At 39.7% G+C, this 20,763-nt stretch carries 13 protein-coding genes, 1 tRNA gene and 2 pseudogenes; 8 read left to right on the forward strand and 8 right to left on the reverse strand.

What is annotated here, in order from left to right:
* The first annotated feature begins 452 nt into the window (after positions 1 to 452).
* From KSMBR1_RS14215 to KSMBR1_RS14230, 4 genes and pseudogenes are all read left to right on the forward strand, one after another.
* Positions 453 to 1,789 (forward strand): annotated as a pseudogene (locus tag KSMBR1_RS14215) (IS1380-like element ISCku8 family transposase).
* A 352-nt stretch (positions 1,790 to 2,141) separates the two neighbouring features.
* Positions 2,142 to 4,910, forward strand: coding sequence for a pyruvate, phosphate dikinase (gene ppdK / locus KSMBR1_RS14220; protein WP_099325918.1), 2,769 nt, complete (start codon positions 2,142 to 2,144; stop codon positions 4,908 to 4,910).
* Between the two features lie 236 nt (positions 4,911 to 5,146).
* Positions 5,147 to 5,920, forward strand: a complete 774-nt coding sequence (locus tag KSMBR1_RS14225; protein ID WP_099325919.1) for a DUF3786 domain-containing protein — start codon at positions 5,147 to 5,149, stop codon at positions 5,918 to 5,920.
* 553 nt (positions 5,921 to 6,473) lie between these two features.
* Positions 6,474 to 6,550, forward strand: a tRNA-Pro gene (locus KSMBR1_RS14230).
* 1,081 nt (positions 6,551 to 7,631) lie between these two features.
* Here KSMBR1_RS14230 and KSMBR1_RS23555 read toward each other — a convergent pair.
* Genes KSMBR1_RS23555 through KSMBR1_RS14245 form a run of 3 tightly spaced genes read right to left on the reverse strand, consistent with a single transcriptional unit; the run spans position 7,632 to position 8,833 of the window.
* Positions 7,632 to 7,907, reverse strand: a complete 276-nt coding sequence (locus KSMBR1_RS23555; RefSeq protein ID WP_099323535.1) for a group II intron maturase-specific domain-containing protein — start codon at positions 7,905 to 7,907, stop codon at positions 7,632 to 7,634.
* An 18-nt stretch (positions 7,908 to 7,925) separates the two neighbouring features.
* On the reverse strand, positions 7,926 to 8,480 hold the full coding sequence (locus KSMBR1_RS14240) for a reverse transcriptase domain-containing protein (RefSeq protein ID WP_099325544.1): 555 nt from the start codon (positions 8,478 to 8,480) through the stop codon (positions 7,926 to 7,928).
* Positions 8,393 to 8,833: a reverse transcriptase family protein gene (locus KSMBR1_RS14245; RefSeq protein ID WP_099325545.1), complete on the reverse strand. Its 441-nt coding sequence runs from the start codon at positions 8,831 to 8,833 to the stop codon at positions 8,393 to 8,395. The genes KSMBR1_RS14240 and KSMBR1_RS14245 overlap by 88 nt, the downstream gene beginning before the upstream one ends.
* Positions 8,834 to 9,883: 1,050 nt before the next feature.
* Between KSMBR1_RS14245 and KSMBR1_RS14250 the strand changes: the two genes are divergently transcribed.
* Together KSMBR1_RS14250 and KSMBR1_RS14255 are read left to right on the forward strand one after the other, a co-directional pair.
* Positions 9,884 to 10,987: an IS4-like element ISCku3 family transposase gene (locus KSMBR1_RS14250; protein ID WP_099323887.1), complete on the forward strand. Its 1,104-nt coding sequence runs from the start codon at positions 9,884 to 9,886 to the stop codon at positions 10,985 to 10,987.
* 1,544 nt (positions 10,988 to 12,531) lie between these two features.
* Positions 12,532 to 12,765: pseudogene (locus tag KSMBR1_RS14255) on the forward strand (integrase core domain-containing protein); the annotation flags it as partial.
* Between the two features lie 261 nt (positions 12,766 to 13,026).
* Here KSMBR1_RS14255 and KSMBR1_RS14260 read toward each other — a convergent pair.
* Positions 13,027 to 13,926 carry a DUF4438 domain-containing protein gene (locus tag KSMBR1_RS14260; protein WP_099325921.1) on the reverse strand — a complete coding sequence of 300 codons (900 nt, stop codon included), beginning with the start codon at positions 13,924 to 13,926 and terminating at the stop codon, positions 13,027 to 13,029.
* A gap of 441 nt (positions 13,927 to 14,367) precedes the next feature.
* Between KSMBR1_RS14260 and KSMBR1_RS14265 the strand changes: the two genes are divergently transcribed.
* Positions 14,368 to 15,603, forward strand: a complete 1,236-nt coding sequence (locus KSMBR1_RS14265) for an RCC1 domain-containing protein (RefSeq protein ID WP_099325922.1) — start codon at positions 14,368 to 14,370, stop codon at positions 15,601 to 15,603.
* A 367-nt stretch (positions 15,604 to 15,970) separates the two neighbouring features.
* A complete protein-coding gene (locus KSMBR1_RS14270; protein ID WP_099325923.1) occupies positions 15,971 to 16,714 on the forward strand; it encodes an MIP family channel protein in 744 nt (247 codons plus the stop codon).
* 161 nt (positions 16,715 to 16,875) lie between these two features.
* On the opposite strand, the gene KSMBR1_RS14275 is transcribed toward KSMBR1_RS14270, so the two are convergent.
* The 4 genes from KSMBR1_RS14275 to KSMBR1_RS22075 form a co-directional block, all read right to left on the reverse strand.
* The gene (locus KSMBR1_RS14275; RefSeq protein WP_099325924.1) at positions 16,876 to 18,594 is read right to left on the reverse strand and encodes a putative transposase; all 1,719 of its coding nucleotides are present in this window, start codon (positions 18,592 to 18,594) and stop codon (positions 16,876 to 16,878) included.
* A 17-nt stretch (positions 18,595 to 18,611) separates the two neighbouring features.
* Positions 18,612 to 19,112: a COG3415 family protein gene (locus KSMBR1_RS14280; protein WP_099325925.1), complete on the reverse strand. Its 501-nt coding sequence runs from the start codon at positions 19,110 to 19,112 to the stop codon at positions 18,612 to 18,614.
* A 495-nt stretch (positions 19,113 to 19,607) separates the two neighbouring features.
* The gene (locus KSMBR1_RS22070) at positions 19,608 to 20,192 is read right to left on the reverse strand and encodes an IS630 family transposase (RefSeq protein WP_197705424.1); all 585 of its coding nucleotides are present in this window, start codon (positions 20,190 to 20,192) and stop codon (positions 19,608 to 19,610) included.
* Between the two features lie 16 nt (positions 20,193 to 20,208).
* Positions 20,209 to 20,646 (reverse strand): helix-turn-helix domain-containing protein, encoded by a 438-nt coding sequence (locus KSMBR1_RS22075; RefSeq protein WP_197705210.1) that lies wholly within the window; start codon positions 20,644 to 20,646, stop codon positions 20,209 to 20,211.
* Positions 20,647 to 20,763 lie beyond the last annotated feature (117 nt).

Consider the following 20,763-nt stretch of genomic DNA (forward strand, 5'->3'; position numbering starts at 1 on the left):
ATCTCTAAAATCATATTTGTTTGGCTATATTAATTACTTGATTTTGATAGAATTTGATTAAAGTTTATACCGTCCAAAATATTTTTAAGCGTTCGGGATTATAAAAGCACTTTCATTGTTTAAAGGAAAACGCTTAAGAACAACATTTCGTTGCTGAAAATAAGTCATCCCAGCGTTTGGTTCTTTTCTTAGAAAATAATATTATTGCTTTAGTTAGTTAGATTTATTGGTATAATTTTTTTCACAAAGATGATGCTCTTGTGATTATGCTATTAAAGAAAATTTGCAAAAAAGGTTGATAGTTTGTTATCAAAATAAGAATAAGATTGTACCTAAATCCTGCAAACAAGGCAAAGCCTTGTTGCAGGAATAGGATTGAAATGGTAGGATTTCCAAGGTATTCGGCGGTATATTGATAACAAAAAACACCTGAAAGGAGATTCACCATTTCGATGAAGAATATAGCAAAAAAATACAGCAAAAGACAACCGAAAATCAAGGCAGAGATGAGCGGGAAAGGCTTAACGGTACATGCAGGGCTTTTACCGGTATTGAATTTATGGGTAAGCTGATGTTCCGGGAGAGAGTCCATGAAGCGGTCCATAAGGATCGTGGAGCAAATGCCCGGTATCAGTTTGTCGATGCGGTACAAATGGTAGTGATAGGGTTGATAGCAGGGGCGACATCGATGGTAGAGGTGATGAAGGTGTGTACAGATGAGGTATTGAAGAAGATGTCCGGTTGGAAAGAGGTACCTGTAGATACTACGATAGGACGTATTATGAAGCTGGCGAGTCAGGGAGATATAGTGGAACTGACGGGGGTGATCCACCGGTTTAGGGGAAAGATATGGAAGCGTGCGGTGAGATCAGGCCATAAACTCAGGAGTGCTCTTTGCGAAGTATGGATAGATGTTGATTCTACCGTAGATGGTGTATATGGGAAACAGGAGGGTGCAGAGGTAGGATATAATCCGCACAAGAAGGGGCAGAAGGCGTATCATCCCTTAATGGCATTTATTGCAGAAACAAAGGAGGTATTACATAGTTGGTTCCGCTGTGGAAGCGCCTACACGAGTAACGGAGTAGTAGAGTTCATGAAGGAATGTATGGCGTACATGAATAAGGGGGTAAGGGTGGTATTTCGGGGAGACAGCGGTTTTTTTACCGGAGAATTACTTGAATACCTTGAGTCAATATTGGCGGGATATCTGATTAAGGTAAAGCTGAAGAATCTGGAAGGATTGCTTGAAGGGCAGAAATGGAATGAGGTGAAAGGGGAGCCAGGATGGGAACAGGCTGAATTTTGGTATCGATGTGCAGGGTGGGATCGTGCGAGACGTTTTGTGGCAGTGCGGCAATTGGTCAAAAGAGAAAAGAAATTAGTAGAAGTGTCCGTGTATGAGTATTTTTGTTACGTTACAACGGAGCGGTTAAGTCCGATGGAAGCGCATCGTTGTTATGGAAAGAGGGCTACCTGCGAGACTTTGATAGAAGAGAGTAAAGGACAGATGAATGCGGGGCACATACGTACGGGTGAATTTTTGGCCAATGCTGCGCTATTTCAGTGTGCGGTGTTAGCGTATAATCTTTTGAAGTGGATGGGATTGCTCAGTGGTGGAGTGATACAACAGTGGGAAGTAAAGACGATGAGACTGTGGTTAATCCGTGTGGCAGGGAAACTGGTGGAGAGAAGCCGGCAGATGACATTAAAATTGCCGGAGAAATTTCTCCATCAGGAGGAATGGGAAAAGTGGGAACGCATGTCACTGGATGTAGTTTTTCAGTAGAAAACCGACGTTGTATTTCGTTTTTTTAGTCTTTTGAGAGTGGTAAGTATACCGCAGATGGAGACAGTACATCCCTATCTTGATTTTCATTGCATCAGAGAGCACGTTTCCGACAATTTCCCATGTCTTTTTGTTTAAAGTAGTACAATAGCGCTACCACAATTGCTAAAAAACGGATATCTGTTATCGCTTTTTGCCAATCTTGGTAGTGGAAAATACTGATTTTCGCATTGCGAAAATCGTTTGCAGGATTTAGGTTGTATATTTTGTCTGATTTTTGGTGGTATAATTTGTTAAAAAAGTTGAATTTCTTTTTGTGTTAAGAATATATTCGTTGAAAGGAGCATTCTGAATGGCGCCCAAGTATGTCTATTTCTTTGGAGAGGGTAAGGCTGATGGGAAAGCGGATATGAAGCATCTGCTTGGTGGTAAAGGGGCAAATTTAGCGGAAATGACTAATATTGGCATCCCTGTTCCCCCTGGTTTTACTATCACAACGGAGGTTTGTGATGCATATTATAAGAATAAGCAACAGTATCCCAAGGGACTTGACAAAGAGATAGCGCAAAATCTTTCCATGCTGGAAAAATTGATGGGAGCAAAGTTAGGCGATTCAAATAATCCTCTGTTGGTTTCCGTTCGAAGTGGCGCTGCGGCATCTATGCCGGGAATGATGGATACGGTATTGAATCTTGGTTTAAATCCAGAAACGGTAATGGGGTTGATAAAAAAAACGGGAAATGAGCGTTTTACGTGGGACGCATACCGCAGGTTTATTTCAATGTTTGGTGATGTAGTTATGGGGATTGAACGACATTATTTCGAAGAAATCCTGGACAAATATAAGAAAAAATCACGGGTCAAAAATGATACAGATTTGACAACAGAACAATTGAAAAATATTGTAGAAGAGTATAAGGAAATTTATAAAAAAAATGCGCGTGAACCATTTCCGAATAATCCTGCAGAACAACTTCATAGAGCGATTCAAGCCGTTTTTGCATCATGGAACAATCCTCGCGCAATAAAATACAGACAGCTTTACGAAATTAAGGGGCTTATTGGTACGGCAGTAAATGTTCAGGCGATGGTATTTGGAAATATGGGAGATCATTCTGCCACGGGGGTCTGTTTTACCAGAAATCCCTCAACAGGAGAAAACAAATTTTACGGGGAATTTCTTATTAATGCACAGGGAGAAGATGTTGTTGCGGGTATTCGTACGCCAGAGCCGATTGCAAATCTTGAAAAAGAAATGCCAGCGGTCTATAAACAGCTTTTTAAATATAAGAACATATTAGAGAAGCATTTTAAAGATGTTCAAGATATCGAATTTACTATTCAAGAGAATCGCTTGTTCATGCTGCAAACAAGAAATGGAAAAAGAACTGCTCCGGCAGCAATAAAAATTGCAGTTGATATGGTAAAGGAAAAATTAATAGATAAGAAGACGGCTATTTCCAGAATAGACCCTAATCAACTGGATCAGTTATTGCACCCGACTTTTGATCCTAAGGCAAAAAGAGAAGTAATAGCAGAAGGTCTGCCAGCTTCTCCCGGAGCGGCTACCGGCAGGGTCGTTTTTAGCGCTGAACAAGCAGAAAGATTAGCCGAGAAAAACGAACAGGTAATTTTAGTCAGGAAAGAAACTTCTCCGGAAGATATTGGCGGAATGCATGTTTCTCAAGGAATCCTTACTACCAGCGGCGGTATGACTTCCCACGCTGCTGTGGTTGCGCGAGGAATGGGTAAATGTTGTATCGCTGGTTGTAGTGCTATACATGTGGATTATAAAAAGCAGCTTTTTAAGGTAGATGGCAAGGTGATAAGGGAGGGAACGTTCATTTCATTAGATGGCAGTAGCGGTGAGGTAATGATGGGGAATGTGGCAACTCTTGTACCCAAACTTAGCGATGATTTTGCCACACTCATGACTTGGGCGGATGAGATAAGAAAGTTGAAAGTGAGAACTAACGCAGACACTAAGATAGATGCACGGAAAGCTCGCGAGTTTGGCGCTGAAGGCATCGGACTCTGCAGAACAGAACACATGTTTTTTGGCGAGAATAGAATCGATTTCGTTCGGCAAATGATTCTTTCCGCCCCGGATGTGAAAAATTTGAAAACCAAAATTGCTTATATACAAAAAGAAATAAGTAATGCACAAAACAACAAGATAAATGTTCTCAAAAAAGATTTAGCAAGGGCGCAGAATGAAATTAAATATCCCATGACGGCATATATGTCTGCATTGAAGAAATTGCTTCCTATGCAACGCAGAGACTTTGAACAGATTTTTAAAGAGATGGATGGGCTTCCTGTGACTATCCGTCTTCTGGACCCTCCCCTTCATGAATTTTTGCCTCAAGAGGAAAATAATCAAAGAGAAATAGCAAAGCGGATGAAAATTAGTTTTCAGGAAATACAGGAAAAAGTTTCGGCGCTTCACGAACTAAATCCTATGCTTGGCCATAGAGGATGCAGGCTTGGTATTACCTATCCCGAAATATATGAGATGCAGGTACAGGCAATTATCGAGGCTGCATGTAACATGAAAAAAAAGGGTATCATCATTTATCCGGAAATAATGTTGCCCCTTATTAGTACTGAAAAAGAATTAATTATCTTAAAAGAGTTGATTCAAAAAAATGCAAAAGAAATAATGGAGAAAAAAGGCGTAAAGGTAAATTACCTTATAGGAACAATGATCGAATTACCACGGGCAGCTTTAATAGCAGATAATATTGCCAGACATGCTGAGTTCTTTTCCTTTGGGACGAATGACTTAACGCAGATGACATTTGGTTTTAGCCGTGATGATGTTGGATCTTTCGTTCCGGAGTATATTGATAATGAAATATTAGAGAAGGACCCTTTTCAGGTTTTGGATCAGGAGGGCGTTGGGAAGTTGATTCAAATAGGTATTAATGGAGGGAGAAGCACGAGAAAAGAATTAAAAATTGGAATTTGCGGTGAACACGGGGGAAATCCTCAAACAGTTTCCTTTTGCCATGGGATAGGTATGGATTACGTAAGTTGCTCTCCTTTCAGGGTGCCAATAGCCCGTCTTGCCGCTGCACATGCAGCACTTGAGCAACCTGTATCGCGTGCGACAATTTAATCAGAAAGATTAATTTGGAATATGCTTATGCATTTAACTCCTAACTAAACGAGTCAGAGAATACAAAAATACCCTTCTTAAGGGCACTATTAGGAGTCAAATGCATAAGCATTTTTAGAATAATCGTGACACAGAAGGCATCCTCATTTTAGAAGGATGCCTTTTGTGTTATGATGGAAAAAATACCTGTTAATGCATGAAATCCGGTTCTTTATGTATATATTGAATATAACAGTATGATTGAAATATATAAAAAATTGCCAAAGACAAATTGTGGTGAATGTGGAGATGCAACTTGTACCGCGTTTGCACTTAAAGTAATAAACTCTCAACGTAGAATACAAGATTGTCCATATGTTGCAAACAAAGACAGCAAACTGGCATTAAATAAACCCGTAGCTACCATGGACGATAATTACAGTCGTGTAAGTTATGAATTAGAAGCTGTGGCGAAATGTGTGAATTTTAAGGATGCAAGCGCTGCAATTGGCGGCGGGTATGAGATTAAGGATGGCGAAGAGAGAATAACGCTTAAAATGATAAATAAGCCATATGAGATTCGCAGAAAAGGTTTATATGAAAATGATACATATTGTATTGATTCGTGGTCCAAAATTATCATTTACGATTATGTGCGCAGGCAGGGCCGCAGATCTTTAACCGCTGAATGGGTCACATTGGGATATTTTACAAATACCGCTTCACACGTTAAAGCCTTTCAGCGGAACGCCGAAGAGAAGATTGCCACAAAATTCAATGATAATAAACAAGGATTGATAATTCGATGTAAAGAATTGGGTGGAGTTGCTGCACAAGGGCAAATGAGGGCCGATTATATTTATCAATTTGGTTTGTTGCCAAGGATACCCTTGTATATGTGTTTTTGGGAAGCAGACGATGAATTTTCGGCTAGTTGTAAATTGTTTCTTGATAGTAGTGCAGAAGATTATATCGATATAGAATATCTGGCGTATCTCGTTGAAAGATTTGTGGAAATTTTTGTTCACTAACAAGACAACTTTTTTCCCTACAAGAAGAAAAAGGTAAAATACCCTCTTGTAACAGGTTCGTTTTTTTTAAAAGTCGGGGCAAAGCATTTTCTATAAATTGCCATAAATGTGCGCATACTCAAACAGGCAAATGCTTCGCCTCGACACTATGCGGCAAAACACCGATATTATTGGAGTTTTTCAAAAAACTAAAGTGTTAGTGCGCCAGGCGAAGCTTGTAAAAGCCAGTTGGTTGAAAAGCCAACATGAATGTTATTTTTGGTCGCGCCTTAGTGAATCTGTTTGAAGAGCCGTGTGCAGGAATACTGCATGCACGGTTCTATGTGAGGCGGCGGGAGTAATCCTGCCGTCTACACGACCTCCGCCTTAATTTTTTTTTGCCTTATAAAAAACAAATCAAGCAGTGTCCCTCTGTAAAATAGAGGCAATGCAATGCACCGCACTGCAGCACCGAACAATTTCCCTTCATCTCATGTTCAGAAAAATAACACATCTATTAATGAAGAGATTTAAAGTTGATAATAGATGAAAAATAAGATAGTATTCCCAAAGTCGGGGTGTAGCGCAGCTTGGTAGCGCGCTTGAATGGGGTTCAAGAGGTCGTGGGTTCAAATCCCGCCACCCCGACCAATAATGACAACTACTTACGACTACCATATACTTCCTGAATACTGAAAATTGTATACTTTTTGTATACTTCATTTTTTATTCAGTACTTTATCAAGTATATCAACAGCTTTTATTTTATGACTTGGTGAAAGGTGTGCATAAAATGACTAAAACATAAAATTTAGCCACAGGTTGCACTACCACATATAATCTGAAAATGCAAATCAAGCATTCTTTACCCACGGCAACGTCAAAGTCACCCTACGAAAGACGCGGATCAAGGATTTGTGCCAAAAGCTCCCGTCAATAAGTGGAGAAGAAGATAAAAAACAATAGAATTTTCATATAAATGGGCAAAAATGAGTAAAACAAGCAAAATAGAGCGGGAGTATCCCTGTAGTAATGAAAGAGAGAGAGAAAAAAAATAAAGTGTTTTTTTTGTTCTCTACATGTTACATGCGAAGCATTTGAAGTGAAAGAAAAGGTCTTGCCGCAAAATTTCTGAGCGTCTTTGTTCGCAGCCTATAATGCTGCATTACTAAATGGGTGAAAGTCCCATATCGGAAATTGGTTGTTTGACCGATTAGCTATATCTGACATATTGTAAAGGTAACTTGCAATATGAAAGCTCAGAAGTAAAAGTCCTTGCAAGCGAAGGGCAAACAAGTTTACGGGTCGTACCATAAAGGGAATATTGCAACCTCGTTACGCAGACCACCATAGAACTTGCGAAGTGGCGGCGAAACAGATACTAAACCACTGCAAAGATGGTGAAAGTTAGTATTACTGATGAAGCAACAACCAAAAGCAATCGGTAAATCTGTCGGGGTATGGATGGCGACACGTAAACAAAGTAGTGCAGAGTAAATTAGGGAAAATCTTGCTATCAGCCAATACAAGTCCGTACGGCAAAGACCTGTTAGACGAAGTATAATAAGGTAATGGGAGATAGCGAGCTGGTAGGTTGGAGGCCATTAGCCTCCAACCCCCACTCGTCGCCAGATACTTTGGACAACGTGACAAAGCATCCTTTTTAAACCATACGTCTTTCTCGTAGTTAGCGACCCCGACGTGTTGCTCTATAACAGAGAAAAGTCAAACATCATGCTTTAGCACACGCCTTAAGAAATTCTCTTTCGAATGAGAGTAACCCCATTTTAAAGAATCGGTGAACAGGGAAACGCTTGTTGTCTGTTCTCCATTTTCTTGAGAACTTGAAACATCTCAGTCTCATGCGTACCCAACAGTCTAATGAGCGATATACCTTTTGTACATTGCCCAGCCGAAAATAGTTGACATGCCCACGAATTACGGGGTTTAATGTATCAACGATGGCTTGCAGATTGACGCCCTGTGTACGTCTGGTGATGTCTCTGATGTTGTTCCTTCGGCAGGCTCAGGACAGGCTCTTGAGTTTGTTCAGTGATTTCGTGCTTATACCCTTATACTTGCCCTTGAAATCGTATCCGAGAAACCTGAAACCTCTTTTGAAGTTGGTGAGCTTGGTTTTATCCTCGCTCAGCTTCATTCCAAGTTTCCCTGCAATGATTTCTTTGACATAGCTGAGGGCGGCTGGGAGTTCATCTTTTGTTTTAGTCATGACAACGAAATCATCGGCGTATCGGACAAACTTATATCCAGCCTTTTCAAGTTCCTTGTCGATGATGTTACCGATAAGGTTTGCAAGCAAAGGGGAAATTACACCTCCTTGCGGAGTGCCTTTGTTTGTCTCATGCACGATGCCGTCCTCCATGACCCCTGCCTTGAGCATGTTCTCAATACTGTTCAAAACCCATCCATCAGCAATTTTCTCACGTAAGGAGTCCATAATAAGCTTATGGGGTATGGTGTCATAGAATGCCATTATATCGGCATCAAGGACGCTGGTATACCCTTCCTGCTTATACTGTTCAAGCCGTTTGATAGCATCGTGACAGCATCGTGACAGCATCTGTCAGGGCGAAATCCAAAGCTGTTATCTGAGAATCCTTTCTCAAATATTGGCTCTATGATTTGCCTGAACGCCTGCTGTACAATCCTGTCCTTAACAATGGGAATGCCAAGAGGTCTCTTGTCATGCCTGCCTTTGGGGATGTATACCCGCAGGACAGGCGCAGGGTTGTATATGGCAGTCTTGAGTTCCTGATGGATACTCATGATATTCACATCAAGATTGGACTCAAATTGCTTAATACTTACCCTGTCAAGACCAGCTTTGCCTTTATTCTTCTTTACGTGTTTGAAAGCAGCATAAAGGTTTTTCAGACTAAACACCTTGTCTCTTAATGAATGATACTTAAGCATCTCTCGATATATTCCTTTCGATTGATTACGGATAATAGATTTGTCAATCGTGTTTCCTGGGTACGGATTCTCCCAAACATAGGCAAAACAAGAGAGGCTCTTGTTACTGTTTACCTACGCAAAAGAGTTTCTTTTCTCATTGAACGTATTCAATCTGCCACTTTCATCAATTCCACTACGGTTATGCCCCTTTCATTTCCGATTCACACCGGAAACTATTATGAGCAATGCTGACGACTTCAAAGATAGACTTGTGAGAGAAGCTTGTCTATCACCATCTCATACAGCTCGGACTTCGGAATTTCCTTATACCTTGCTGTTAGGGAATTTTGCCCAAGGCGTAAGTCCTCCCCCGGTCATATGGATTACCCCTTTTCCCTTCGTGATGTATGTTCAAACGCATTAACCAGAGATGGTTTTACTTAATCTGTTTATCCATCTCCAACAAAGGACATTGTCAGTGCTTCGCTGAGAAATGGCAGTTGGCACGGAATAACACGCCACACTCATACACCCCAAAAGGTCGTCTGTACCTCGTAACTCCGTCATACCCCTCACGGGTATATGCTATCTTTCTACGCATACGGATTGCTCCATTGTGTGCGCATAGGCACAAACTTCTCTACGAGGATTAGGCTCGCAGAGGTGGTATTTTCAACCACTCAGGTATTCCATACTTCAAGGCACTCAGAAGCTCAGATGAGACCGTAGTAGCGTTTGACTTTGAGGGACAACATAACCCACAAAAGAGCAAAGGGTCTCTGGACAGGATTTGCTACCAAATAATAGTGAAATCAAATGCCGAAATTAGTAGGCTACAGTAACTAAAAGGCGGTAGCTATACTCTCCTATAAGATGGAGAAATGCAGGTGAATGTGGGACTTGCACTTAATCCTAAATATCTTTATCGAAGGTTGAGAGCGGATATTCTGTTTGAAGCCGTACTGGGGAAAACCCCATAAGCGCTAACTTGTTTTATTGACAAATTTTATTCATCATGGTATTTTTATATTAATTATCCCGCTAATCACTCTATAGGAGGATAAAGCCATGATGAGAGAAGATTGGGATCTTCTAAGAACTTTCTTCCCAAACGATTGGAAAAGTTTAGCCGTTGATACAAATGCTTTAAAAGGCTTGCGCAAGGATAAATCTGAAGAAAAGCTTCTTCGAACATTATTAATTCATTTAGGATGTGGCTATTCATTGCGTGAAACAGTAGTTCGAGCCAAGCGTGCTAACTTAGCAGATTTATCCGATGTTGCCTTATTAAAGCGATTAAAAAAGAGCAAAGAATGGCTATATAAATTATGTTTATCTTTATTCCGTGAGCGTGGCCTCCAAATTAATAAACGGAATAATTTTCATCTTCGCTTATTTGATGCAACAACAGTAAAGGAACCTGGGAAAACAGGAAGTCTTTGGCGCATTCATTATAGTATTGAGGTTCCTTCATTATCTTGCGATTTCTTTAAACTTACGGGAACTGAAGGAGAAGGCACAGGAGAATCTTTTCGGCAGTTTCCGATGAAAAAAGATGATTATATTATAGCTGACAGAGGTTACTGTACTGGCCAAGGAATTCATCATGCAACAAGGAAAGGCGCTTATCTTAGCGTTAGAGTTAATTCGCAATCTCTACGGATATTCGGCGAAGAAAAGAAACCCTTTCCTTTATTGAAAGAAATCCAATATTTAAAAAGACCCCTTGCTATAAAATCATGGAACGTTTTTATTCCAAACGTTGATAATACTGAATATGTCAAAGGTCGTCTTTGTATAATACGCAAAACAGAAGAAGCCATTAAAATAGCTCATAAAAAACTTAAAAGACATGCAAGCAAAAAGGGCATTGAACTAAAACCGGAGACCCTTATTTATGCCAAGTACGTAATAGTATTCACAACGTTTCCTGAAAATCAATTTACCGCTTTTGATATCTTAGAATGGTATCGAGTTCGATGGCAAATTGAACTGGTCTTTAAAAGATTTAAACAAATAGCACAATTTGGACACTTACCTAAATACGATGATGATAGCTCAAAAGCTTGGCTTTATGGCAAACTATTCGTTGCTCTTTTGACAGAAAAACTAATAGATTTTGCTACGTCTTTTTCCCCCTGGGGATACTTCATTGTCAAGCAAGAAGACTAAAAGCAAATGGCGTGAATTTGCTTTTATGCTTAATCAAGTAAAACGGGCTATAGAACCAGCGTTATCATTACAGGAAGTTCTTAAGTGCTGGAATGACATTGCTTGTTCTTTAGCAGAAAATACAAGAATCCGAAAAACACAGATATCAAAATACTTCGAGCATACCTAAAACAAGTTAGCGCTTATGGGGGAAAACCCACCGTACGGAATTTTAGAGAGGGAACAGGAAACATACTAAAAAGAGATTGAGTAAATACCTCCGCTTCAGTATGAAAGAGGTTTCAAACGTTTAGCAATGCGCCTGTTTTCTACTCGGTAATATTTGTTACCTGTGGAAAATGAAAAAAACCAACCACTAGTATAGCGTTTCGGCAAAACATCGACATATTGTTTTCCATTATGAACTACGACTGAACAGTCTTAAATCTTGTATTTACAAAGGATTGGATTTTCAATGCCCTCATAGTAATGATGCTATTTTATGTGTATATTTTAATGAAACGTTATACTAGATTCCCCAAAGAAGCCATTGCCCTTTGGGGCATTTTTTGTGCGTGTTTGAGAATTATCTTCACGGGAAGCGGTATCACGCACATAATGAAGTCCATTTTCTATTGACCAGTGTCCGCGAGAAGACTTAAGAATGGTTTTGGGACTTGCTTTTTGTTGTGTCAGGCTGGTAATACCGTAAACAATTTCCTCGGTTTTTTTGTCGGTCTTGACTTCTGTAAATATTCCATGAATGCAAAATACCTGGCGCGAAAATAAGACTACAAAAAATATTTTAAGTACAGATACTACAACACGATATGGTTATAAGCCCATTTTCATCGTTTCAGGGTGTTGCAAATGAAACATGATGACTAGTGACTTATTTTGTCATTACAAGGGTATCAGCTTGTCATTGCGAGGGTCTTTTCCGAAGCAATCTCATAAACCGTCATAGAGGTCCTTCCATCCTGCATTCATTCATTCCATTAATTAATTCTATTTTTTTTAGCCCTTGAGCCACCCTTAATTCGCTTCTCCCGCGATATGGCGTTTCTTACGTCATGAAATATCTCGTAGTATACTGAACTGCTTCATATTGTTTTTGTCTTTGTGAAACAGGATTATTGAAATAGGAAACGAGATTAAGTTTGTCATGTATTAGTGTGTTATTGTGATGATTATGCATTTGTGATATTCTTTCTGAATATTGATAATCCTGCCAGATACCTTCTATTTGAAAGGTATTGGCGCTTATGAATTGGTGGATATTTTGAATTATAGCGCACTTATAATCACCATTCAAGCATTTTGTCCATCATATTATCACCCTAAAATCCCAAAATTTGTTAAAGTTCCCGAATAGTGCAAAAATGTCCTGATCTTAAAATGTATTTTGTTGCTACTAACAGGCAAGCAAGTAGACTATTTTGTAATATAGGTTTACAAGGTAAGGGCTAGATAAATTCGTCGCTCTGCGGCCTTCAAACACAAAAGACTTTAAGGGGTGTATTATGATGGTTTATGTGTGTAAAAATAGGTGTTTAAGCAAAGAGATCGCAATCAGTATGTATGGTAGAGGGCGGGCATTTGATAACATTTTTACGGAACGTCTTTGGAGGAGTGTGAAGTACGGAGAGGTTTATCTCAAAGAATATCAGGCTTGTAGTGAAGCACGTGAGGGTTTGGAGAAGTATTTTACATTTTATAATATTAGGAGGTATTACCAATCACTGGAATATAAAATACCGTATGAAGTTCATTTTGGAGTTTCTTCAGTGAGCAAATGAGGAAAAGGAGCGGTGGGGCGAAGGAAAATTGCAGAGTGTGCAGAAGGGTAACGGAAGGAGCCTGCTGCACACTGTAGATTGATGAATTAATGCATCTAAATATTAATAGTAAATGGTCTTGACAAACCAGTCCACCTTATAAAAAAACTTTGACAGCATAGTGATATAACACTGCAGCCGCAGAAACGGCTTGTTTCCAAACTAATCGCTGGTACGCATGGAAATAAGTGCTAATGTACTAATGATAATTTAAGTAAGATGTTAATTTGTTTTCCTTTTTTTGGATTTTCTAAATCTTCCAATATTCAAATAAACGCCTATATTGGCATTCTTGTCTTTATAGGGAGAGATTTTGCCTTCAGCGGAAGTAAACAATGTGGTAACCCCAGGTCCGTGGCCTGCTGTTATACAATTTGTGTGAACAACAACCCCTACTGTGATAGCCCCGGTTTTATATATTCTTCCATAGGAATGGTCTGCATCCATAATCGCAACTATATCTCCCAACCGTAAGGTATCCAGGTTATGTTTTTCTATTGTTTGTTTGTCGAACAATTGTATATCATAATCTCCCCGATAACAGTGTTGTGAACCAAGCCCTGATCCCATAATTGCTGCCGGTATAGTGTGTGTTACTGGAATTTGCATCACCCCTTTTGTCTTGTCATATTTTATTGGCAATGTTTCTAGAAGATGAGGGGAGAGATTGATGGTTTTTATTTGCGGACAATTTGTAAAAGAAAAGCCCAAACCGATACAGCGAATAAGTATTTTGTCGCCTATTACGAGTTTTTCAATAGTTTTATCATCAAAATCTACCAGCACGTTTTCTATGCCGCCATGTTTTCCCGTAACGATGCCTGTATCTCCCTTTGCGTCTCCGGACACAACTTTTGCGCTATTTCCGATGCAAGCCAATAAATTGAGTGCACCATTTTCTTCCTTGTCTTTATTCCTGATGGATACACAGGGCTCAACATGGTCAGCTTCCCATTGTATCGCACTATCCCCTATTTTTACATTATAAGTAATTCCGCCTATACCTGGCAATATGGCAGGTATCCCTTCGGGAGATATGCTGTATGCCTTTGCGCCTCCTGATGGACTGGAGACTTCCCCCAATGCAGATATTTCAACAAGACGATTCCCATTTGTTTCCATAGTATGTCTTTTTTTCTCCTCTAATACTGAGGTTTAACGAATCTTCACTAATATGCAGGCGTAATCTAGCATAGGGTACGGAATAATGGCAATACAAAATTTGTAACACTTTAGTTTTTTGAAAAAGTAGGGGGCGAAGCATTTGATGTAAATTGTCATAAAATGTGTTCATACCCAAACGGGCAAATGCTTAGTCCCTACTTTACGATTATTGGAATTTTTCAAAAAACTAAAGTGCTACCAAGATTTACATTGATATTTTTCGCGCACTCTCCGCCATAGTTGTTTTTGGGATAAAGGAATTGTTTAAGTAAGGGAAACCGAATAATATATTTTTTTTTTGCAATTTCAAACGTATTATTGTTATAAACTATACACATATTAAATTTGATGTGTTTTTATTACGATTAATACTAAAACAAGTACAGGCAAATAGATACGATGATAATAAAGTTACAGAAGGGGTTTTCAGAAAACATGGTGATTAACATTTCTTATTGTATTTTAATAGTAGCGGCAATGTTAACTTTCTGTTGTTCATTATTTGCTGCCGTTCCTCAAATATCAGGCGGAGGTTCTCGCAGCCTTGTTTTGAAACCAGATGGTACCGTTTGGGCGTGGGGGGGGAACCATGCCGGACAATTAGGCGATGGTACTACCAATCCCCGGAAATTTGCCATACAGGTGAAAGGACTGGAGGATGTAGTTTCTATTGCTGCCGGATGGGAGCATAATCTTGCCGTTAAATCAGATGGAACAGTCTGGGCATGGGGAAATAACCGATTTGGACAATTAGGCGACGGCACGAACGAAAACCGCAACACGCCGGTAAAAGTGAAAACCATAAAAGATGTTACTGAGATTGATGCCGGATTCTACCATAGTATTGCTTTGCAATCAGACGGAACAGTTTGGGTATGGGGCAATAACGAGTTAGACCAGCTAGGCGATGGAACAAAATCGGATGCATATAAGCCCATGCAAGTACAGGGACTTAACAATGTTGTTGCTGTTTCTGGCGGCAATCATCACAATCTTGTGCTAAAGGCGGATGGAACAATATGGGGTTGGGGCGCCAATGGATATGGACAGTTGGGGGATGGTACTATGACGGAAAGTTCTATCCCTACTCCGGTTTATGATTTCAATGGGGCAGTTTTTATTGCAAGCGGGAACAATTACAATGTAGCCGTGAAAGCTGATGGCAGTATTTGGGGATGGGGCATGAATACCTATGGTCAACTGGGAAACGGAACACAAACAAATAGCAAGATTCCAATTCGTATTAATGGGCTTAATAATAGTGTTTCAATTGCAACCGGTGGCTATCATGCTCTCATTTTGCAACAGGATGGCACTGTGCTGTCAATGGGATACAACAGGACAGGGCAGCTTGGGACAGGCGCTACTTCCAATTATCAATATACTACATTAAAGGTGCATGGACTCAGCGATGTTGTTTCAATAGCGGCAGGATATTATCACAGTCTCGCTTTAAAGAAAGACGGAACGATTTGGGCATGGGGAAATAACGAATATGGCCAATTGGGAGATGGTACGCTCAATTACAAAAAACTTCCCATTCTCTCACAGATCAAATTGGATCAAACCATTACGCCTGCCCCAAAGGAAGATAGCGCATCTGCAAACACTCCAATTCCCACCCTCGTGAAATAGTTACAGTATTAATAGGCGGCTACCCGATGTATTTAGTCGACAGAACTATTATTAAATATTGTCCATTTTAACGTAAAAATTGTCAAAATAAACACTTGACAAATATCAGGATTAAATGTATAAGCATTACGAAATGGGCGATTTCTTCAAAAGCATGCCAGTAAATATCTTAGAGACAAATTACGTTTTTTTATTCTAATAATCTCGTTTTAAGGGTGGAATTTGTTTTTTTAAGATAATACAGTAACTATAAGGTTTAGCATTATTTAAGCTTCATCCTGTTAGATGTTTGTGTCCTGTAGAAAAATGTGAAAGTTTCGTTTTTTATATTTTGTGTTTTAGAAACTTAATAGAGGAGAAATCCGGGGTGGACTCATTCAAAAAATACATTGCAGAATTTTTAGGCACTTTTACGCTTGTTTTTATTGCCGCTGGCGCAATTTGTACAGATTATTACCTGCGGAAAGCAGGAGGGGACGGTATTGGGGTTTTAGGGATTTCCATTGCTTATGGGTTGGCAATTGTCTCTATAACATATGCACTGAGCTATATTTCAGGCGCACATATTAACCCTGCCGTTACAATAGCATGTTGGATCACCAGAAGGATGAATCCGAATCTGGCTATAAAGTACATTGCAGCACAGATTGCCGGCGCTGCGTTGGCTGGTTTTGTCCTTAAGATTTTATTTCCTGAAGCAATATATACGGTTCATCTGGGAGCAAGCATGTTAGGGGACGGGATTTCTGTAATGCAGGGACTCGTTATGGAGTTTATCGTTAGCTTTCTGCTCGTTCTTACAGTCTTTGGGACGGCAATTGATAAAAGGTCTTTTGGTAGTTTTTCCGGATTAACTATCGGGCTTGTTGTGTTGTTCGGCGTCCTTATTGGCAGCCCGATTAGCAGCGGAGCAATGAACCCGGCAAGGGCATTTGGGCCAGCTATCGCGTCCTGGCAGTTTGCAAACCATTATGTTTGGTGGGTAGGTCCTGTTTTAGGCGGTGTGGCCGCCGCTTTTTTCTACGATGCTGTGTTCGCCGAAAAAGAAAAAAAGATGAAGGCAGCAAAGAAAACGACGATTCCTGCTTTCCGCCGAAAGAGAAGACGGTAATGTAGCAGCATACGGATTGCAAAACCCCCTTCTTTCCAGTTGCAACAAAAAATCGTTTTAAAATGTATTTTGTGTTTCCCTTTTACCTAACGAACAAACTGAGATTTTAACGGAGACACCACGAACGATCAATCCTGCATATAGGGACAGCATCCCTAATCTCAGAACTCCTGATCTGGTGGAATTTGATTTGATACCAAATTATATACAAGGCGCAGATTTGTGCCTGGGAATAATGTTTCGGAACTATTAAGTACATCGCATAATTGTTGAACATATCTGTTGTTCCTTGGGTTTGTCATGTTATGAATCGTTATCCTTAAGACGCCATTCTTTTCATCCGGCATTATATCTGCATCTGTCATAAAAATTTGACGTACCAGTGATCTTGCTTCATCTTTTTTAGAAATATATTCCTGCAATGTATTTGCCATTGCCGTCTCTGCCCGATAAGCAATCATTTTGATTGTGTCTACGAATTGCTTTCCGCTCTTCTTTAAATCCTGAAATTTCTTATCTTCCGGGAGTTTTGAAAACTCTATATGTTTCTCCGTATTCTTTTTTGTCGCCTTGAGTTGTTCAATCTCTTTCTCCAGCGTATCTATCGATTCTCTTATTGTTGCTTTCTCCTGTACATACTTCCGGATATCGGGTTCTTCTCCTTCTGCTTTTAATACCAATGCCCCATATTTTACCCGCTGCCTGTTTAACAGTGTAGTTTTGGTTTTTATCTGACTTTCCAATTCCCTGTAACGGGGATTCACCACCTTTGTCGTCTCACTTATTGCCTCCTGTTCGTACTCGATAAGTCTGTCTATACCATAATGTTCCATCATATATTTAAGAAAGTTCTCCTGAGACCATCTGGAGAACATTCTTGCTGCCAGTACCTCAGCGTTATTCATAAAATCAGTGGTTATTATCGATGTCTGATGACCTGTATCGGTCAATTTGCGTATCTCGCGCACCCAAAGGTCTTGCTTCCGGAAATACACTCCTCGTTCCGCCAGTTTCATCTTTACCACTTCGCCATTGTTAAGAACCACCTCTTTCTCTATAAATTCTGATTCCGGCCAAACATCATTTACATACTTTTTGTAGGTATAACACGCTATGCGTTTCTCCCACATTTCTTTGAAAAACTCAGGACTGTAACCCTCACGGTCAAATACTACACCAAAGCGATAGAGATGACGATTGGCTTTTAATTCTTCCCCGGTAGGCTGCTTTGGTATGTCTCGGAGCAACCGGGGTATGATCTGTTCTCTCATTACCGAAAGCAAGCCGGGATTTACCGCTTTGCTTACCACGAAAAATGGCTTACCTACTGCATCATTTACCCAATAGTCGGTTAAACCCCTTAAACATAGCTTTTGCCTCGATACATACCGCTTCGGTAACGGTGTCTTGCTTCCGCTATATACCCGTACATGGCCGTCCACGTAAAGGATCCCGGCCAATTCCGGATCCTCTTCCATCCAGTATTTTGATAACTCTTTGCTCCACTGCTCAGGTTCGCCATGGTTTGTTATATATTTCACTTTTTTGCGCAGTGTTCGTATTTCAGGTATACGGTCTAACCCGATTGCCTTGCCCAATTCCCCAGCTTCACAATAGCGAATTGCCTCCAGTGATTTGATCCTTAAGAGGGCTGCAAACGACAGTAGCAGCAGAAACGATTGTAATCCATAGTACCCTTTGGGAAATGAGAGATAGTTGTTTGCATACTTTAGCAAACCATTTAATAATAATGCCGGCAGTGCAAACAATACCCCTGCCGATTTGACGTCCTGATCGGGAACAAATGCCGGAACTGCCTCATTAAGCCCACCTAATGCGGCTTCTACACGTTCTTGTTCCCGTGTACATCCAAGACCCATACCAGCACGACTATCGGTTACGGCACGCTCACTTTTGTTTCTTTGCTCCGGAGCGCTTTCTGCCGTTTTTTTTTCTCTAACTGACCGCTTTGGATTGCCTTGTGAATCGTACTTGATTTGATATTGAACTTCTTACCTGTTTCTGAAACACTCTGCCCTCTTTCCAGGCACTTTTGCACCTTCGCTTTTACCTCTGGCGTAAGCACATGGGCTGACCTTGTTCGCGCTGACTGACGGAAAAATCCCTTAGGCCCATGTTCTCTTAGCCGCTTTACACTACGCTTAACACTTATTGCCGAAACACCGAAGGCCTTCACTATTTGTTGTTGCTTGACATTACCGCCGACTACTAATTGACTGGTGATGAACCGAAATGATTCCAGGTCGTCTTCCTCATGACTAAACACAGGAAGTCTTCCGTGAAAATAATATATCTTGCTACCTATTTTCTCAAAACCTACCTGATTATTTATCAGTTTGCAGTCAGGGGAAAATAGGGGTAATACTAACTGTGGCATGAGTACCCTCCCTTTCTCCGAAAAAAAGGGATCATATCATTTTCCACCCACGTATGGCAATGCCTTCTCTCTATATACACCTATCTCTACACAATTCAATAGCTTACATACTTTTTGACTAAAAAGGCACTTCCTGGGTTCTGAATCTGAAGAATCAATTCAATAAACTTGACTATAGAACTACAGTTGCAAAACATACCAACAAACCGCCCACATCACCTTAGATTAGGCTGGGGTTTTAAAAGGCAAAAATCCCACGGCATTCATTTTTATCCACATTTATTTTCACACTTTTGACATATAGTCAAACAAATAAGGTTTTCGAAAAATTTACACCTCCCGTCCCTTCTATAAAGAGGGAATTAAGGGGCGTGCTTGTATAGTATGCTTAGTCAAATAAATCTGTTTTTTAGAAAGCCATTTTATTGCCAAATTCCTAAAATCATATTTGTTTGGCTATATTCCATTTTTTCCCTTAGAATATAGTCAAACAAATCAGGTTTTCGAAATTTGCTCGCCAATAATTTGAAAATTTTCAGTTAAAAGAGTAGACAATTCATCTGTATACTCGTTAATATTTTTGAAAAAACTTAAACATTTGTTTTTAAACTTCTCATAAGTATCATAATACTTGTTATACAATATTTTTTTGCGAAAGAATTTCCATAATCTTTCAATGAGATTTAAATTGGGCGAATAGGAAGGGAGAAATTTGATCTTTATTCTCGAATTTGCAAGGTATTCTTTGACCAACTTAGACCTGTAATATTTAGCATTATCAGAGATTATGTAAATAGTACCGGCTTGAGCATACCTTGACTCTATTTCATGGAAAAGCTTTATTGTTGATTGAGCATTGATGCTTTCATCTTCCCGGATTGTTACTTCAAAGGTTTCTATGTCAATAGCACCGTTTAAATTTATTCTTTTCCTGCCGGTATTAGAGGGTATTTCCTTCTTTTTGCCTTTCTCTATCCAGCAATATGCAGACGTAGAATTATGCTGTGGATGAACTCCATCCATAAAAAGTATCTTATCTCCAGGGGCTTTCTCTTCTTTGAGTTGTTTGTAGTTTTCGATAAATTCTTTTTGTTTTTCAGGGTTTTGCTTTGCCTGGAACTATTGTAGTTTTCTTGTAAGTAAAGCCTAATCTATCGAGGGTATGTACCATTCCTTCGGGTGTATAGATTTTATTGAATGTCTGTTTTACATATTCAACAATTTCTTTTGCCGCACTATAGTTGTTTTTCCTGATATGATCTTTTAATTGTTCTTCTTGTTCGCAGGTGAGTTTTGGCACACAGCCAATATAATTGTCAGATAAAAGCCCGTCAAAACCTTTATCTTTGTATAGTTTTTCGTAATTCCTGATTGTTTGATCGTCTAACAAGAGCGCCTCTGCTACTTTTTCATAACTCCATCCTGAATCAAGAAGAAGTATAGCTTTGATTCGGTCGGCATGACGTCTATGAGGCTCTTTCTTATGTGCTTTTTTAAATTCTATTCGGGTTTTTTCACTGAGAAATGGATTCATGCAGAATTTAATACTCTAGAAACAATTCAAATGCAAGAAAAAAACAGATTTTTATAAAAATAAATGCTTTTTACTATACCACCTGACAATTGTCCTGTTTTTTTCATCAGATTAAAA

Origin of the sequence: Candidatus Kuenenia stuttgartiensis (assembly GCF_900232105.1) — a bacterium.
Lineage (GTDB): Bacteria > Planctomycetota > Brocadiia > Brocadiales > Brocadiaceae > Kuenenia > Kuenenia stuttgartiensis_A.

Bases quoted from the DNA above. Each gene is read 5' to 3' on its own strand.
- ppdK (WP_099325918.1), top strand. From the start codon at position 2,142: ATGGCGCCCAAGTATGTCTATTTCTTTGGAGAGGGTAAGGCTGATGGG.
- KSMBR1_RS14225 (WP_099325919.1), top strand. From the start codon at position 5,147: ATGATTGAAATATATAAAAAATTGCCAAAGACAAATTGTGGTGAATGT.
- KSMBR1_RS14240 (WP_099325544.1), bottom strand. From the start codon at position 8,480: ATGCTGTCACGATGCTGTCACGATGCTATCAAACGGCTTGAACAGTAT.
- KSMBR1_RS14245 (WP_099325545.1), bottom strand. From the start codon at position 8,833: ATGCTTAAGTATCATTCATTAAGAGACAAGGTGTTTAGTCTGAAAAAC.
- KSMBR1_RS14250 (WP_099323887.1), top strand. From the start codon at position 9,884: ATGATGAGAGAAGATTGGGATCTTCTAAGAACTTTCTTCCCAAACGAT.
- KSMBR1_RS14260 (WP_099325921.1), bottom strand. From the start codon at position 13,926: ATGGAAACAAATGGGAATCGTCTTGTTGAAATATCTGCATTGGGGGAA.
- KSMBR1_RS14265 (WP_099325922.1), top strand. From the start codon at position 14,368: ATGATAATAAAGTTACAGAAGGGGTTTTCAGAAAACATGGTGATTAAC.
- KSMBR1_RS14275 (WP_099325924.1), bottom strand. From the start codon at position 18,594: ATGGGTCTTGGATGTACACGGGAACAAGAACGTGTAGAAGCCGCATTA.
- KSMBR1_RS14280 (WP_099325925.1), bottom strand. From the start codon at position 19,112: ATGCCACAGTTAGTATTACCCCTATTTTCCCCTGACTGCAAACTGATA.
- KSMBR1_RS22075 (WP_197705210.1), bottom strand. From the start codon at position 20,646: ATGAATCCATTTCTCAGTGAAAAAACCCGAATAGAATTTAAAAAAGCA.